Raw genomic sequence first — 16,537 nt, 5'->3', positions numbered from 1 at the left:
TTCAACCCTCCTTTCTCAGCAGATCGACCTGCTGTTCCGGATGCTCCAGCGCGACCATCCGCACAGCAATTGGTAGCGCTATCCTGGATTCAATCCGGCGCGCCGTCCCGGGCACCAGATCGATGAAGTTGTCGTCCAGGGCCAGGCCCTCGGGCTGGAGCCACAAGCCCTTGACCGGCCGGTCGCAGCTCAGGTGCAGCGCCCGGCCGTCGGTGCGCACGGTGATGCGCGCGCCGGCCAGCCGGTAGAACTTGAACGGCTCGGTCCAGGCGCAATCCCGCGCCAGTTCGCGGCCGTCCCGGGGATCCAGCGCCAGCAGCTCCGCCACCACGGGCTCGTCGAAGTCGGGCAACGGCTGGACTGCCTCCACGCTGGTCGAGGCCGGAACCGCTTGCAAGGTCTGCACGCTCGCCAGCTGGCGGCCATCCATCGCCAGCACACGCAGCTGCAGCGCCAGCTCGCAGGCCCCGCGCCCCCCGTTCATGACCGCCAGCCGCGCCGCGCCGGCCTCCAGCCGCACGGCGACCGCGAGCGGTGCCAGCGCACGGCGCACGACATGCCAGGCCGGCTTCACGGCGCCGGAGGAGTCGATGAGGGCCCAGCTCGTCACCGGCCAGCAGTCATTCAGCTGCCAGACCAGCGCGCCGCCGACGGCGCGCGCGCCAGGACGCTGCCAGCGGCGGCGGAAGTCCTGGTAGGCCACGCGCATGGCCTCGGCCTGAACGAACTGCGTCGCATAGACATGCTCGGCCAGCGTCGGTCCGACACGCAGGTTGTCGGCCAGGTAGACCGACAGTCGCCGATGCCCGTCCGGCCCCGCCGCCGAGCCCGCCTTGTTGTGCCACTGCACCGTGCGGCTCTCGGGGAAGCGCTCGGCCTGCGGAAGCACCGACTCGAACAGCGCCAGCGACGGGTGCGACTGCATGCCGAACTCGCTGACGAAGCGCGCCTGCACGTCGCCATAGCGCTGGTAGGGCAGCATCTGCTGGTGCCAGACCTCCCAGCTGTGGCGATCGCCGACCGTCGCGTCAGAGGACTTCGCGCCGTCGCCGGGCGTGAAGGGGCTGCCGGGCCAGTAAGGCCTGTCCGGGTCCAGCGCGGCGCAGACATCGGGCAGCAGGCCCTCGTAGATCGCTCGCGCCTCGAAGCGGTCCGCCGGCACGCCGGAGCCAGCCAGGCCGACGGACTCGGCCAGCATGTAGTCCTCGTTGTTGCCGCACCAGAGCGCCAGGCAGGCATGGTGGCGCAGGCGCTCGACGGCGGCTTCGGCCTCGGCCCTCACGCTGGCCATGAACCCGGCGTTGGCCGGGTACAGGCCGCAGGCGAACATGAAGTCCTGCCAGACCAGGATGCCCAATTCGTCGCAGGCCTCGTAGAAGGCCTCGTGCTCGTAGATGCCGCCCCCCCAGACGCGCAGCATGTTCATGTTGGCGGCCGCGGCCTGGGCCACCCGCTCGCGATAGCGCGAGGGCGTGATGCGCTCCAGCAGGCTGTCGTCGGGAATCCAGTTCGCGCCGCCGGCAAAGACGTCCTGCCCGTTGACCTCGAAATGGAAGCTGCTCCCCGCCTCGCCATCCACCGCGGCCTGCACCAGGCGCAGCGTGCGAAGCCCGATGCGGCGGCTGTCCTCGGCCAGCACCTCGCCTTCGTCGCCCAGCACCCGGGCAACCAGCGTGTAGAGCGGCTGTGCACCCAGCCCCAGCGGCCACCACAGCTGCGCATCCGTCACCGCCATGGTCGCCTGCGCAGAGCCGGCCGGCACGGTCTGCTCGGCCACGCCGCGGCCCGCCGGGTCCAGCAGCACCAGGGCCAGTCGCCGGCCCCTGCCCTCGACGTGGGCAGACACACGCAGCGTCGCGCGGCGACCCGCCACGTCGACCTCGCTGCGGCACTGCAGCGCTTGCACTCGGGACGATCCGCTGTGCCGGCGCACCGCGCGCCAGGGCCCGCTGGTGATCAGCTCGGGCCCCCAGTCCCAGCCGAAGTGGTACTGGGCCTTGCGCACATGCAGGCGCGCGCTGTCGCCGTTCCACAGGGCGCGCTTGCCATGCACGGCCTCCACCGCGCGGGCACGGGCCAGCGCCGGCTCGAAGCACAGCAGCAACTCGTTGCGACCCGGCCTGAGGCGCTCGCGCACGTCCACGCGTCGCGGCACGAACATGTTGTCGGACTGCAGCAGCGGCTCACCGTTCAGCCAGGCCGTGCAATAGGTGTCCAGGCCCTCGAAGACCAGTTCCTCGCGCTCGGCAGGCTCACCGGCCTCGAAGCACAGGCGCCACACCCAGCGGCGCTCGGCCACCCAGCGCACATCCGCCTCGTTGCGGGCATAAAAGGGATCGGAAATGCGGCCGGCCGCGAGCAGCGCGCCATGGGCCGTTCCCGGCACGGCAGCCGGCAGCCAGGCCTCGGCCGGCAGCGCCGCGAGCGCCGGTCCGTCCAGGCCCTCGGGCGCCTCGGCCAGCAGCCAGCCGTCATGCAGATCAATCAATCGTTCAGGGCTCACGTGTCGGAGTCGTTGCGGTTGCGTTGCGCGCCCGCCCGCGGCGGGAGACCCCGAGGGCGCCCGGCACGGCCGGACGGCCCCTGCGCCACAGCATCAGGTGCGCTGCAGCTCGTCTCCTGCTTCGCCACAAGCAAAGCTAAACATTGTTTTGTTGCGCATTCTGTTTCTCTACGACAACGCTAGCACTCGGGGATATTCCCGATGTTATGTTGAAGAGACAGCCAACACGACCACTCAACTCGCGAACATAATCTCTTTCGTTTAGTAAACATTCAAGAGACAACGTGACCATGGCGGCCACGCCCTTCCCCTTGCCATGAACGCCCTGCTCGCCCGGGCCGCGCTGGCCTTCGGCCTCGCCGCCGTCACGTTGCCGGCAGGCGCCGCCCGCCTCGTCATCTGGATGGTGGGCGACGACAAGACGCCGCAGGTCATGCAGCCCGCCGTCGCCAGTTTCCGGGCCAGCCATCCGGGCGTGGACGTCGAGGTGCGCGACGTGCCCTGGGCGGACGCGATGACCAAGTACTCCGCCGCGCTGGCCAGCCGGCGCGGGCCGGATCTCGTCACCGGCAGCACGTCCTACGCCATCGCGCTGGGCGCCAAGGGCGCCCTGGTGGACCTGGCCGGCGCCGCCCCCGACCTGGCCGCCGAGCTGGCGCGCCAGGCCAACCCCGGCGCCCTGCGCGCCATCCGCCGCCCGGACGGGCGGCTCTACGGCGCACCGTTCGACATGCATGTGCAGCTGCAGTACTACCGGCGCGACCTGCAGCCCACGGCGCCCGCCGACTGGGACGGCTTCATCGCCGCAGCCAAGGCGCTGCGCGGCCAGGGCCACGGCTTTGCCCAGCAATGGGGCAACACCAGCTGGCTGGGCTTCTACCCCTATCTGCGCCAGGCGGGCGGCACGGTCTACGATGCCAGCTGCAGCAAGGCCGTCGTCGACAGCCCCGAGGCCGTCCGCGCGCTGACCTACTACGCACGGCTGTACCGCGAGCTGCAGGCGCCCACCGACGGCTGGCCGGACGCGGACGGCGGCCTGGAGAGCGGGGCCTACGGGCTGATGCAGTCCGGCACGTGGCTGCTGTCGCGCATGGACATGGTCCACAAAGGGCTGGTCGGGCGCTGGGCCGCCGCGGCCCTGCCGGCCGGGCCGACAGGCCGGCGAACGGCGGTGCTGGGCGGCACGGTGCTGGCCGTCACGCGCTTCTCGCCCAACCGCGAGCTGGCGCTGGACTTCATGCGCACCGTCTACCAGCCCGAGGTCACGCGCCGCATGGCCGAGGCCGCGCTGGCCTACGGCGGCATGTGGCTGCCCTCAGGCCGGCAGGACCAGATCGCCACGCTGCCGCTGCCTCACCGCGAAGCACTGCTGGCCCAGCTCGCAGACGCCGAAGGCCCGCCGCCCTGCCCGGCCTGGATGCGCCAGGACTACATCGTGACCCGCGCCGTGCAGCGCGTCGTGCTGGCCGGCGGCGACCCGCAGGCCGAGCTGAGTCGGGCGGCGGCCGTCATGAACCGCACGCTGGAGACCGCCCGATGATCTGGCGACGCCATGGCCGCCGTCATTTGAAAGATGGGCTGCTCGTCGCCCCGTTCTTCGCCCTCTTCGGCCTGTTCGGCGTCTGGCCCGTGCTGCGCTCGGCATGGCTGAGCTTCACCGACTACCACGCCACCGAGGATCCCCGCTTCGTCGGCCTGCGCAACTACGCCGAGCTCGCGTCCGACGAGCGCTTCTGGACGGCACTCGGCAACACCTCCGCCTACATGACCTCGGTGACGGCAATCGCCGTCGTGCTGGGCCTGGTGCTGGCGCTGAACTTCGGCAGCAACTCGCGCCTGCACCAGTGCGTGCGCGTGGCCTTCTTCCTGCCCGCCGTGGCGGGTGGCGTGGGCGCCATCTCGGCCTGGAAATGGCTGGCCAACTCCGAGGCCTACGGCCTCTTCAACAGCATCCGCACGGCTCTCGGCATGGAGCCGGCCCGCTTTCTTGGCGACCCGCAGTGGACACTGCCGGTGCTGGTGCTGGTCGGCGTGTGGTCGGTGCTGGGCTACAACCTCGTCATCTTCGTCGCCGGCCTGCGTGCCATTCCCGAAGAGCTCTACCAGGCCGCCCGGCTGGACGGTGCCTCGCGATGGCAGCAGCTGCTGCACATCACGCTGCCCAACCTGCGGCCCACGCTGGTCTATGTGACGGTGACCGGCATGGTCGCCAGCTTTCAGGTCTTCTACGAGCCCTATCTGCTCTACGGCGCCGTGGACACGCTGGGCGGCCCGCTGGACTCGGCGCTGATGCTGGTGACCTATCTCTTCGACCGGGGCTTTCGCCAGCTCGACCTGGGCCTGGCATCGGCCGCGGCCTGGGTGCTGACCGTCCTGCTCTTCGGCCTGACCTGGCTGAACCTGAAGCTGATGGGGCGCGAGCGATGAAATGGCTGCGCGCGCCGCTGTGGCTGCTGGTGCCGGCCATGCTGCTGCCCTACTACTGGATGGCCATCGGCGCCTTCAAGAGCGTGGCCGAGCTTCTGCGCCAGCCGCCCACGCTGTGGCCTCAAGGCCCGACCTCGCGCAACTTCTTCAACCCGGACTGGGCGGGCACCACGGCCGATCCAACCAAGCTCGCCGGCATCCTGCAGGTGCAGGTCGAAGGCCACGGCTTTGTGCGCTTCTACGCCAACAGCTTGGCTGTGACCGTCGTCGTCACGGTCGTCAGCCTGCTGGCCGCGTCCCTGGTCGCCTTCGTGCTGACCAAGCGGCCATTCCCCGGCAGCCGCTGGCTGTTCCGGGCCCTGCTCGTCTCGATGATGCTGCCCTGGGAGGTCACCATCGTCCCCAACTTCGTGACGGTGGCCCAGCTCGGCTGGATCAACAGCTACGCGGCTCTGCTGGTGCCGGGGCTGGCCAAGGCCTTCGTCGTCTTCTACTTCCGCCAGGCCATGCTGGGCGTGCCTGACGAACTCATCAACGCCGCCACGCTGGACGGCGCCGGCACGCTGCGCATCTGGTGGAGCGTGGTGCTGCCTGTGCTGAGGCCAGCGCTGGCGGCCATCGCCATCCCCGTGGCGGTCGGCGAATGGAACAACTTCCTGTGGCCCCTGCTCGTCGTCAACGACGCGGCCACGCTGACGCTGCCACTGCAACTCGGCAAGATGGCCGGCAACCTGAGCTTCAACCCGCAGTCGGCCGCCGTGCTGATGGCCGGCTCGCTGCTCGCTTCGCTGCCGGCCATCGTCTTGTTCCTGATCTTCCAGAAGCAGTTCGTTGCCGGGCTGCAGGCGGGCGCCACCAAGGGTTGAAATGAACGGTTTGAAAGGATTTGCGTTGGCCTTGTCATTGATGCTGCCGGCAGCCAGCCAGGCGGACTCGCGGCTGCAAGCCGTCATGCAGCGACTGGAGGCCGGCGAATCCATCACGCTCGCCGCCATCGGCGGCTCCATCACGACGGGTCATGCCGCCCAGCCCCCGCGCGAGCGCGGCTGGGCGGCGTTGCTGGCCAGGTCGCTCGGGCCCAGGGTCAGGCTCGTGAACGCCGGCGTGAGCGGCACGGACTCGGCGGCAGGCGTGCAGCGTCTGGCATCGCAAGTGCTGGACGCCCAGCCCGACCTGGTCGTCGTCGAGTTCGGCGTCAACGACCAATGGCTGGACCCGGCCGTGCGAGGCAGCAGCTATGAGGCCATCCTGCGCCGGCTGCTGGACGCGAAGAAGCCGCCCGCCGTCGTCGTGCTGGGCCTGACCCAGCAGGGCAACCAGCTGCGCGACGCGACCGACCTCCAGCTGAAGCTGGCCGCCCACTACGGCCTCGCGTCGCTGGACTTCGGCCGCTGGATGCAGGCGCGCGTCGATGCCGGCCAGGACCGCTGGACCGCCCTCTACGACGAGCCCGTCCACCCCAACGCCACCGGCCACCAGCGCATCGCGCTCGCCCTGGCCGAGACGCTGCGCGGCGCCACGGCCGGCCCGGCCGCGCCCGTGCCGGCGCCGCTGTTCGGCCGCGCCCACGAGTTCACGCGCCTGCTGAGCGGCGACACCCTCCAGCCCTACCAGGTCCACGGCTTCGCGCGGGGCGGTGAAGTACACCCCGAATGGAAAGGTCAGCAGCCGGGCTGGGAGAGCAGGGCCGACGACGGCGAGGCCCGCTTCCTCGTCTACGGCACCGAGATCGCCGTCTTCCACGCCGAGAGCGAGCATTTCCGCAACCTCGAAGCCCGCGTGGACGACGGCCCCTGGGTGACGCTGCAGGGCCAGGTGCCCGAGCGCAAGGGCTATCTCGGCTGGCACTACACGGTGGCCGGCCGCGGGCTGGAGCCGACGGCCCATCTGCTGCAGCTGCGCGTCAAGCGCGACGAGTGGGCTGGCAGCGGCCGGCCGGCGAGCTTCCTGGCCGTCATGTCGGCCGGCCTGTATCCGGCCGCACTGCGCGCGAGCGACTTCGCGCCCGGTGCGCTTTCGACCCAGCTCATCGCGCCTGACAACGCCCGGCTGCGCTGGGTCGGCCGCATCGCAGACACCGGCACCGGCAAGCTGCTGGCCTGGAGCGGCAGCGAGCTGCGCGCCCGCTTCACCGGCACCCAGCTGGGCCTGAGCTTCCAGTCCACGCACTGGGGCAGCAGCCACTTCACCGTCGAGATCGACGGCCGGCGCCACTGGCTGGCCGCCCCTGGCAACGCGGCGTCCGACTGGCGGCTGCGCGAACCGCTGCCGCCGGGCGAGCACAGGCTGCGCCTGGTCAAGCGCACCGAGGCGCCGATGGCCGAAACCGTCTTCCTCGGCCTGCGCCTGGCCGAGGGTGGCAAGCTGCTGGACCCACCGCCGGCCCGTCCGCTGAAGCTGGTGTTCTACGGCGACTCCATCACCGCCGGCGCCTGCAACGGCGACGTGGCCGAAGACCAGTACGAGGACCTCTACCCCCACGATGGCACGAGGGCCTATGGCGCGGTGACCGCCGAGCGGCTCGGGGCGGACTATGTCGGCATCGCCGTCAGCGGCATCGGCATCACCGCCACCTGGGGCGAGCTGCTGATGCCCCAGGTCTGGAACCGCTATGCGCCCAGGCTCGATGCCCCCGTCGCCCCGCCCGACCCGCGCGCGCCTGATGTCGTGCTGCTCAACCTCGGCCAGAACGACCACGGCTTCCCTGCCTCCAAGGGGCAGGGCATCGCCGCGGACTTCGGCGAGCGCTACCTCGCCTTCGTGCGCCAGCTGCGCGGCCGCTACCCCGACGCCAAGATCGTGCTGCTGATGGGCGGCATGTCGGCGCCGCGCGAGCAGCCCGCCATCCCGCATGCCGTGCAGCGCGCCGTGCAGACCTTGCGCGCGCAAGGCGACGGCAAGGTCTGGTCCTACCGCTTCGACGCTTTCGCCTGGGCCCACCCGCGCATCGACGTCCATGCGCTGATGGCCGACGAGCTGACCCGCTTCCTGCAAACCGAGGTACTGAAATGACGCTCCCCGTTCCCGACATGCGCCGCCCCGAAGCGCTGTGGGCCCACATGCGCCACACGCTGGCCTTCTACGCGCCGCGCGTGACGGACCCGTCCGGCGGCTGCTTCCAGTTCTTCAAGGACGACGGCACGGTCTACGACTGCCGCACCCGCCACCTCGTCAGCAGCACGCGCTTCGTCTTCAATCACGCGCTGGCCTGGCGCTGGTTCGGCGGGCCGGTGGAGGACGTGGACCACGCGCTGGCCTTCGTGAACCAGGCCCACGCGCAGCCCCAGGGCGGCTACGCCTGGGTGCTGGACTGGCAGGACGGCCGCGCCACCGTCACGGACGGCACCAACCACTGCTACGGCCTGGCCTTCGTGCTGCTCGCCCACGCGCATGCCGCCGAGGCTGGCGTGCCGGGCGCAAGGGACGGCATTGCTGCGACCTTCGCGCTGATGGAGGAGCGCTTCTGGGAACCAGCCCACGACCTGTACGCCGACGAAGCAACGTCGGACTGGCAGGTCGGCCCCTACCGCGGCCAGAACGCCAACATGCATGCCTGCGAGGCCATGCTGGCCGCCCACGCTGCCACCGGCGAGGCCCGCTACCTCGACCGAGCGCTGACACTGGCCACCGCCATCGCCCAGCGCCAGGCGGCGCTGGGCGATGGCCTGGTCTGGGAGCACTACAAGACCGACTGGACGCCCGACTGGGACTACAACCGCGACGACAAGACCAACATCTTCCGGCCCTGGGGCTTCCAGACCGGCCACCTCACAGAGTGGGCCAAGCTGCTGCTGATGCTGGAGCGGCGCCTGGGAGAAGCGGCCCCCGACTGGCTGGTGCCGACGGCGCGCCATTTCTTCGACACCGCGATGGAGCGTGGCTGGGATGCCAGCCACGGCGGCCTGGTCTACGGCTTTGCCCCCGGCGGCGAGGTCTGCGACGCGGACAAGTACTTCTGGGTCCAGGCGGAGAGCCTCGCCGCTGCGGCATGGCTGGCCGTGCGCACCGGCGACGAAACCTACTGGCAGTGGTACGACAGCATCTGGGCCTATGCCTGGCAGCACTTCGTCGACCACGAGCACGGCGCCTGGTACCGCATCCTCGGGCCCGCCAACGGGAAGCTCACCGACGAAAAAAGCCCTGCGGGCAAGACCGACTACCACACCCTGGGTGCCTGCCAGGACGTGCTGGCCGCCCTCGGCATTCGCCCTCCGGCCAAGGAAGCCGCATGAAGACCCTGATCTGCACCGTCCTGCTCGCGGCCACTGCCGCCAGTGCCGCTCCGCTCGAATGGCGCGGCATCAGCCTGTCCAGCGCCGAATGGGGCGAGAAGCTGCCCTTCCCCGGCGTCTACGGCAAGGACTACGTCTACCCGACCGTGGCCAGCACGGCCTACTACCAGGCCCAGGGCATGAACCTGATGCGTGTCGGCTTCCGCTGGGAACGTCTGCAGCCGGCGCTGATGGGCGAGCTGGACGCCGCGGAGCTGGCCCGCCTGCGCGAGTTCGTCGACGGCACGACAGCCCGCGGCCTGCATGTGCTGCTGGACCCGCACAACTACGCGGCCTACAAGGAGGTGCACATCGGCAAGCCCGAGGTGCCCATCGCCGCCTTCGCCGACTTCTGGCGCCGCCTGGCCCGGCAGTTCAAGGACAGCCCCAACGTGCAGTTCGGCCTCGTCAACGAGCCGCGCAACATGCCCACCGAGACCTGGGGCCAGGCCGCCCAGGCGGCCATCGATGCGATCCGCGCCACCGGCGCGACCAACCTCATCACGCTGCCCGGCAACGGCTACACGGGCGCGTGGAGCTGGTTCGAGAGCACCTGGTACGGCACCCCCAACGCCGAGGTCATGGGCAAGGTCCGCGATCCGCTGGACCACATGGTGTTCGAGGTGCACCAGTACTTCGACAAGGACGGCTCGGGCACGAACGCCGAATGCGTCAGCCCGCAGATCGGCGCCGAACGGCTGCAGCGCTTCACCGCATGGCTCAAGACCAACAAGCGCCGCGCCCTGCTGGCCGAACTGGGCGGCGGCGCCAACGCCGTCTGCGAGCAGGCCGTGGCCGGCGCGCTTCAGCACCTCGAAGCCAATGCCGACGTCTGGACCGGCTGGCTGTGGTGGGCCGGCGGCCCGCGCTGGGGCGACTACTTCCTGTCGCTGGAGCCCGATGGCCAGGGCAAGGACAAGCCGCAGATGCGCTGGCTGGCGCCCTACCTCCGCTAGTCTTCCTTCATCTGTGCGGCCTTGGCGATCGGGGCCAGCCGCGTCTTCTCCGCCGCGAGGAACTTGCGGAAATCCTCGCGGCTGCCACCCGTCGGGTCGATGGCCAGCGGGATCAGCTTGGCACGCAGCTCGCTCGTCTTCAGGGCCGCGTTCACCGCGGCGTTGAGCTTGTCGAGGATGGCCTCGGGCGTGCCCTTGGGCGCGAACACGCCCGACCAGTGGCCGATGAAGACATCGCTGAAGCCCTGCTCCTGGGCGGTGGGCAGATCCGGCAGGGCCGCGATGCGGCGGTTCCAGGTCGACGCCACGGCCTTGAGCTTGCCCGCCTTGACCATGGACAGCACGACGGGGCTGGCCTCGGAAGTCGCATCGACCTGGTTGCCGACGACGGCGGCCATGCCCTCGGAGCCGCTCTTGAAAGGCACGATCTGCAGCTTGGCGCCGGCCTTGAGCTTGAGCATCTCGGCCACGAAATGCGGCGTGCTGCCGGTGCCGGCCGTCGCGAAGTTCAGGCCCGCGCCCTTCTTCGACGCGGCGATCAGCCCCTTGAGGTCCTTCACCGGCGAATCCCCCGGCACGACGACGACCGAGGGGCTGACGGCCATCATGACGACGGGCACGAGGTCGTCCTCGGCATAGGGCATGCGCGTCTTGATCAACGCGTTGGTGATGACGCCGGCAGCCGGCGTGAGGAAGGTGTAGCCGTCGGGCGCCGCCTTGGCCACGTAGGCCGCGCCAATCATGGAGCCAGCACCCGGCTTGTTCTCGATGACGATGGGCTGGCCCAGCTGCTTGGCCGTGGCCTCGGCCACCGTGCGCGCGACGATGTCGTTGGCGCCTCCCGGGCCGAAGGGCACGACGAAGTGGAGGGGCTTGGAAGGCCAGCCGGCCTCCTGGGCCTGGGCGCCGAAGGCCGCCAGCAAGGCGGCGGCGATGAAGAGCTTGGTCAAGACGGTCTCCCGCAATGGATGCGGCCGAGCCTACCCCGCGGCTGCGGGGGCTGAGCAACGTGACAACCCGCACAGGCATAAGCAGATGACGAAAGCTTTGTTTGAAATCCTGTCATCCCACGTCAGACTGGCGGCGTTGCAACCAGCACAGACAGCTTCCGCCCTCGTCCGATGTGTGAGCTTTTCGCCCTCAACAGCCGCCAGCCGGCCGCCGCCACCTTCTCGCTGAGCGGCTTTGCCGCCCGCGGCGGGCGCACCGCAGACCATGTCGACGGCTGGGGCGTGGCCTTCCACGAAGGCGAGCGCTGCGAGGTCACCGTGGAGGACAGCCCGGCCGCCGAGTCCGCGCTGGCCCGCCACCTGGGCCACCATCCGGTGCGCGCCCGCAACATCCTGGCCCACATCCGCAAGGCCACCCAGGGCGTGCGTGCGATGGAGAACTGCCACCCCTTCCGCCGCGAATGGGCGGGCCGCACCTGGGTCTTCGCCCACAACGGCGACCTGAAGGACTTCCACCCCGCGCTGGACGGCAGCTTCATGCCCGCCGGCCAGACCGACAGCGAGCGCGCCTTCTGCTGGCTGATGCAGCGTCTGCAGCAGCGCTTCGGCGCCGGGCTGCCCGACTGGCCCGAACTTGCCGCCACGCTGACGCCCTGGATCCACGAAGTCGCCGAACACGGCCGCTTCAACCTGCTGCTGACCGACGGCCGCGCGATGCTGGCCCATGCGTCCACCAGGCTGCACTGGCTGCAGCGCAGCCCGCCCTTCGGGCAAGTGGCCCTGCGCGACGGCGACCTCAGCGTGGACCTCGCCACCGTCAACAACCCGGCCGATCGCATGGCCCTGGTGTCCACCGAGCCGCTGACCCACGGCGAGGCTTGGGCAGCGTTTGCGCCCGGCGAGGTGCGCGTGTTTGCGGACGGCGAGTGCGTGTTTCTGAGCGAAGGCCTGACGGCGCTGGCCGCCGCCTGAGTTCAGGTCACCGGCGCGGGGTTGAACAGCACCAGGCTGTTGTGCAGCTTCCAGTGTTCGGCCCAGGTCTTCTTGCGGCCGCTGGCGACGTCCAGCAGCAGCCGGAACATGGCCCAGCCCGTCTCCTCGATGGTCGCCTCGCCGTCGGCGATCTTGCCGGCGTTGATGTCCATCAGGTCGTGCCAGCGGCGCGCCAGGTCGGTGCGCGTCGCGACCTTGACGACCGGACACTCGGCCAGGCCGTAGGGCGTGCCGCGGCCGGTGGTGAAGATGTGCAGGTTCATGCCGGCGGCGAGCTGCAGCGTGCCGCAGATGAAGTCGCTGGCCGGCGTGGCTGCGTAGACCAGCCCGCGCTGGTCGCGCCTCAGCTTGTCGCCCGGTGCCAGCACATGCGAGATGGCCGAGCTGCCGCTCTTGATGATGGAGCCCATCGCCTTCTCGGCGATGTTGGACAGGCCACCGGCCTTGTTGCCGGGCGTGGTGTTGGCTGAGCGGTCGACGCGGCCGCGGTCCAGGTAGCGGTCGTACCAGCCCAGCTCGCGGATGATGGCGTCGGCCACCTCGGGCGTGGCCGCGCGGCTGGTGAGCTGCTCGACGGCATCGCGCACCTCGGTGTTCTCGCTGAACATGATGGTGGCGCCGGCGCGCACCAGCAGGTCCGCGCAGAAACCCACGGCCGGGTTGGCCGTCACGCCGGAGAAGGCGTCGCTGCCACCGCACTGCACGCCTACGACCAGTTCGCTGGCCGGCACCGTCTCGCGGCGGCGGGCGTTCAGGCGCTCCAGATGCGGCTTCGCGCTCTGCACGATGTCGTCGAGCATGGACATGAAGCCCACGTGGGCATCGTCCTGCAGGCAGATCGTTTCCGGGCCAGCCTCGGGATCGCGCTCGTCCACGATCGCAAAGGACCCCGGCGGCAGCAGGCGTGCGGGCTGCAGCTTCTCGCAGCCCAGGCTCACCACCATCACCTCGCCGCCGAAGTTGGGGTTCAGCGAGATGTTCCTGAGCGTGCGGATGGGGATGACGGCGTCCGGCGCATCGATGGCCACGCCGCAGCCATAGCTGTGCTCCAGGCCGATGACGTCGTCGACGTTGGGGTAGAGCGGCAGCAGCTCGGCCTTGATGCGCGCCACCGCCTGGGCGACAACACCCGCCACGCATTGCACGGTGGTGGTGATGGCAAGGATGTTGCGCGTGCCCACCGAGCCGTCGGCGTTGCGATAGCCCTCGAAGGTGTAGCCCGTGAGAGGCTCGACGACAGGAGGCTTCACGGTGGCGACGGGCAAGCCCTCCAGTGCGCGGGCCGACGGCATCTGCAGCAGCCGCTCGTGCACCCAGCTGCCGGCCGGGATGGGCTTGAGGGCGTAGCCGATGGGCACGGCGTAGCGCAGCACCACCTCGCCCTCGGCGATGTCTCGCAGAGCAACCTTGTGGCCCTGCGGCACCTTGTCGCGCAACATCAGCCCGGCGCCGGGCACACCCTGTGGCAGACGCGTGCCCTCGGGCAGGCCGCCGTCGTTGGCGACGATGGCGACGTTGTCCTCGGCGCGCATGCGCAGCGTCAGCGGGGGGCGGGGGGAAACGGCATTCATATCCGGCGTCGGAGTGGCTAAAGTGCGAACAAGTCTTGTTGTACGTCGTCTAGTTGTCGTACAACTTGCCTCACTTTAGACGCCCTGCCAGCTTCAACACCCCGGGAAAACCCGCGAATGCACGCCCCCATCCCCCGCCGCCGCCCTCGCACGCTGGCCCTCGAACTGGTCGACTCGCTCGGCGACCGCATCCGCGCGGGCCAGCTGCAGGCCGGGGACAAGCTGCCCACCGAGGCGGCCATCATGGAGGAGTTCGAGGTCAGCCGCACGGTCGTGCGCGAGGCCATCTCCAAGCTGCAGGCCGCGGGGCTGGTCGAGACGCGCCACGGCATCGGCACGTTCGTCATCGGGCCGGGCGACGGGCCCTCGTTCAAGATCACGCCCGAGCAGTTCGGAACGCTGCAGGACGTCATCGCCGTGCTGGAGCTGCGCATCGGCCTGGAAACCGAGGCCGCTGGCCTGGCCGCCCAGCGCCGCAGCGAAGCCAACCTTGTCGCCCTGCGCAAGGCGCTGGACGCGGTCATCGCCGCGGTGGAGGCCGGCCAGGACTCGGTCGCGGCCGACTTCCAGTTCCACCTGGAGATCGCCCGGGCGACGCAGAACAGCCACTTCGCCGACCTGATGGCGACGCTGGGTGCCCAGATCATCCCGCGCGCCCGTCTGGAACCGGCGGCGGACATGAGTGCCGAACGACTGGCCTACATGCGGCGCGTGAACACCGAGCACGAGAACATCCTCGACGCCATCACCAGCCAGGACGTCGAGTCGGCCCGCGCCGCGATGCGCACCCACCTCAGCAACAGCCGCGAGCGCCGCCGCCGCGCCCAGGCGGAAGCTGGCTGAGCGTCGCGTAAAGCACCGCCAAATTCGGGTTATCCCCAGTCTCGCAGGATTTGATTGAAGTTGTACGATGACCTACAACTTATCTCATCCCAACGCCACGGAGACCCGCCCATGTCGCCCCAAGAACTCAAAGCCGTCCTGCAAGCCGGCCTGCTGTCCTTCCCGCTGACCGATTTCGACGCCCAGCTGAACTTCGCCCCCAAGGCCTATGCCGACCGCCTGGAGTGGCTGCAGCCCTATGGCGCCTCGGCCCTGTTCGCCGCCGGTGGCACGGGTGAGTTCTTCTCGCTGGAGCCGGGCGAGTACACCGACATCATCAAGGTCGCGCTGGACACCTGCCGCGGCCGCACGCCCATTCTTGCCGGCGCCGGTGGTGGCACCCGCGTGGCCATCCAGTACGCGCAGGAGGCCGAGCGCCTGGGTGCGCAGGGCATCCTGCTGCTGCCCCACTACCTGACCGAAGCCAGCCAGGAAGGCCTGATCGCCCACGTCGAGGCCGTCTGCAGGAGCGTCAAGTTCGGCGTCGTCGTCTACAACCGCGGCGCCTGCAAGCTGACGCCGCAGAGCCTGCAGGTGCTGGCCGACCGCTGCCCCAACCTCATCGGCTTCAAGGACGGCCTGGGGGACATCGAGAAGTTCGTCGCCATCCGCCAGACGCTGGGCGAGCGCTTCGCCTACCTGGGCGGCCTGCCCACCGCCGAGGTGTTTGCCGGTGCCTACAAGGCCATGGGCTGCCCGGTCTACTCCTCCGCCGTCTTCAACTTCATCCCGAAGACCGCCATGGAGTTCTACAACGCCCATGCCGCCAATGACACGGCCACCTGCGACCGCCTGATCCGCGACTTCTTCCTGCCCTACCTGGCCATCCGCAACAAGGGCGAGGGCTACGCCGTGTCCATCGTGAAGGCCGGCGCCACCCTTGTCGGCCACGGCGCCGGCCCGGTTCGCCCGCCGCTGTCGGACCTGCTGCCCGCCGAGGTGGACCAGCTCGGCGCACTGATCTCCAAGCTCGGCCCGCAATAAGTTCTTCCTTCCATAACGACACCAGGAGACAACCGATGAAGCGACTGCTGACCTCCGTGCTGCTGAGCCTCGCCGCAGCCACCGGCGCCATGGCCCAGGCCTGGCCTGCCAAGCCCGTGACCCTGCTCGTGCCCTTCCCGCCGGGTGGCTCCACCGACGCCATCGCCCGGCTGCTTGGCAACAAGCTGCAGGAGAAGCTCGGCGCCAGCTTCGTCGTCGACAACCGCGGCGGCGCCGGCGGCACCATCGGCACGGCGGCCGTCAAGCGCTCCGCGCCGGACGGCTACACCATCCTTGTCTCGTCGCTGGGCCCGCTGGTCATCGGTCCGCATCTGCTGAAGAACATCGGCTACGACCCCACCAAGGACCTGGACTTCATCAGCGTCGCCGTGCAGGCGCCCAATGTGCTGGTCGTACCGGCCGCGTCGCCGCACAAGACCATGGCCGAGGTGCTGGCCTTCCTGAAGGCCAATCCCGAGAAGATGAGCTTCGCCTCCTCGGGCAACGGCTCCAGCGACCACATCACGGCCGAACTGTTCTGGCAGCAGACCGGCACCACCGGCCTGCACATCCCCTACAAGGGCGGCGGCCCGGTCATGACCGACCTGCTGGGCAACCAGGTGGACGCCAGCTTCATGAACATCAACACCGCGCTGCCGCAGATCAAGGCCGGCAAGCTGCGCGCGCTGGGCATCACGAGTGCCAAGCGCTCGCCGGTGCAGCCCGATGTGCCGACCATGGACGAGCTGGGCATCAAGGGCCTGCAGGTCTACTCGTGGCAGGCCGTGGCGGCGCCCAAGGGCCTGCCCGCCGACATCAAGGCCAGGCTGCACTCGGCAATAGTCGCCACGCTGAACGCGCCCGACGTGAAACCCAAGCTCATCGAGCAGGGCTTCGAGATCGTCGGCAACACCCCCGAGCAGTTCACCGCCTTCCAGCACGCCGAGTTCGATCGCTGGAAGAAGGTCATCACCGAACGAAAAATTACGGCCGATTGAAG

Annotated in this window: 13 protein-coding genes; 10 read left to right on the top strand and 3 right to left on the bottom strand. The window is 69.7% G+C overall.

Annotation, left to right across the window (positions count from 1 at the left end):
* Window position 1: 1 nt before the first annotated feature.
* A complete protein-coding gene (locus tag AC07VX_RS18085) occupies window positions 2–2,503 on the bottom strand; it encodes a glycoside hydrolase family 2 protein (RefSeq protein WP_495122023.1) in 2,502 nt (833 codons plus the stop codon).
* A gap of 316 nt (window positions 2,504–2,819) precedes the next feature.
* On the opposite strand from AC07VX_RS18085, the gene AC07VX_RS18080 reads away from it, so the two are divergent.
* Genes AC07VX_RS18080 through AC07VX_RS18055 form a run of 6 tightly spaced genes read left to right on the top strand, consistent with a single transcriptional unit; the run spans window position 2,820 to window position 10,157 of the window.
* Window positions 2,820–4,043 carry an ABC transporter substrate-binding protein gene (locus tag AC07VX_RS18080; protein WP_493165520.1) on the top strand — a complete coding sequence of 408 codons (1,224 nt, stop codon included), beginning with the start codon at window positions 2,820–2,822 and terminating at the stop codon, window positions 4,041–4,043.
* Window positions 4,040–4,930, top strand: coding sequence for a carbohydrate ABC transporter permease (locus tag AC07VX_RS18075; protein ID WP_493165521.1), 891 nt, complete (start codon window positions 4,040–4,042; stop codon window positions 4,928–4,930). The genes AC07VX_RS18080 and AC07VX_RS18075 overlap by 4 nt, the downstream gene beginning before the upstream one ends.
* On the top strand, window positions 4,927–5,796 hold the full coding sequence (locus AC07VX_RS18070; RefSeq protein ID WP_493165522.1) for a carbohydrate ABC transporter permease: 870 nt from the start codon (window positions 4,927–4,929) through the stop codon (window positions 5,794–5,796). Before AC07VX_RS18075 ends, AC07VX_RS18070 begins: the two co-directional genes overlap by 4 nt.
* 40 nt (window positions 5,797–5,836) lie before the next feature.
* The gene (locus tag AC07VX_RS18065) at window positions 5,837–7,942 is read left to right on the top strand and encodes a GDSL-type esterase/lipase family protein (RefSeq protein WP_493165800.1); all 2,106 of its coding nucleotides are present in this window, start codon (window positions 5,837–5,839) and stop codon (window positions 7,940–7,942) included.
* On the top strand, window positions 7,939–9,162 hold the full coding sequence (locus tag AC07VX_RS18060) for an AGE family epimerase/isomerase (RefSeq protein WP_493165523.1): 1,224 nt from the start codon (window positions 7,939–7,941) through the stop codon (window positions 9,160–9,162). The genes AC07VX_RS18065 and AC07VX_RS18060 overlap by 4 nt, the downstream gene beginning before the upstream one ends.
* The gene (locus AC07VX_RS18055; RefSeq protein WP_493165524.1) at window positions 9,159–10,157 is read left to right on the top strand and encodes a glycoside hydrolase family 5 protein; all 999 of its coding nucleotides are present in this window, start codon (window positions 9,159–9,161) and stop codon (window positions 10,155–10,157) included. The genes AC07VX_RS18060 and AC07VX_RS18055 overlap by 4 nt, the downstream gene beginning before the upstream one ends.
* On the opposite strand, the gene AC07VX_RS18050 is transcribed toward AC07VX_RS18055, so the two are convergent.
* The gene (locus AC07VX_RS18050) at window positions 10,154–11,107 is read right to left on the bottom strand and encodes a tripartite tricarboxylate transporter substrate binding protein (protein WP_493165525.1); all 954 of its coding nucleotides are present in this window, start codon (window positions 11,105–11,107) and stop codon (window positions 10,154–10,156) included. The genes AC07VX_RS18055 and AC07VX_RS18050 overlap by 4 nt on opposite strands.
* A 171-nt stretch (window positions 11,108–11,278) precedes the next feature.
* Between AC07VX_RS18050 and AC07VX_RS18045 the strand changes: the two genes are divergently transcribed.
* Window positions 11,279–12,079 (top strand): class II glutamine amidotransferase, encoded by an 801-nt coding sequence (locus tag AC07VX_RS18045; RefSeq protein ID WP_493165526.1) that lies wholly within the window; start codon window positions 11,279–11,281, stop codon window positions 12,077–12,079.
* 2 nt (window positions 12,080–12,081) lie between these two features.
* Here AC07VX_RS18045 and garD read toward each other — a convergent pair whose 3' ends face one another.
* Window positions 12,082–13,671 (bottom strand): galactarate dehydratase, encoded by a 1,590-nt coding sequence (garD, locus tag AC07VX_RS18040; RefSeq protein WP_493165527.1) that lies wholly within the window; start codon window positions 13,669–13,671, stop codon window positions 12,082–12,084.
* Window positions 13,672–13,788: 117 nt separating this feature from the next.
* On the opposite strand from garD, the gene AC07VX_RS18035 reads away from it, so the two are divergent.
* From AC07VX_RS18035 to AC07VX_RS18025, 3 genes are all read left to right on the top strand, one after another.
* Complete coding sequence (locus AC07VX_RS18035; protein ID WP_493165528.1) at window positions 13,789–14,514, top strand: FadR/GntR family transcriptional regulator; 726 nt, start codon at window positions 13,789–13,791, stop codon at window positions 14,512–14,514.
* A 111-nt stretch (window positions 14,515–14,625) separates the two neighbouring features.
* Window positions 14,626–15,537, top strand: coding sequence for a 5-dehydro-4-deoxyglucarate dehydratase (gene kdgD, locus AC07VX_RS18030; RefSeq protein WP_493165529.1), 912 nt, complete (start codon window positions 14,626–14,628; stop codon window positions 15,535–15,537).
* A gap of 35 nt (window positions 15,538–15,572) precedes the next feature.
* Entirely contained in the window at window positions 15,573–16,535 is a 963-nt protein-coding gene (locus tag AC07VX_RS18025; protein WP_493165530.1) for a Bug family tripartite tricarboxylate transporter substrate binding protein, read from the top strand.
* Window positions 16,536–16,537: the final 2 nt, after the last annotated feature.

This window comes from Roseateles sp. GW821-FHT03B02, assembly GCF_059421025.1.
The sequence above is the reverse complement of the archived record's forward strand: the minus strand, read 5'-3'. Positions and strand labels throughout refer to the sequence as shown.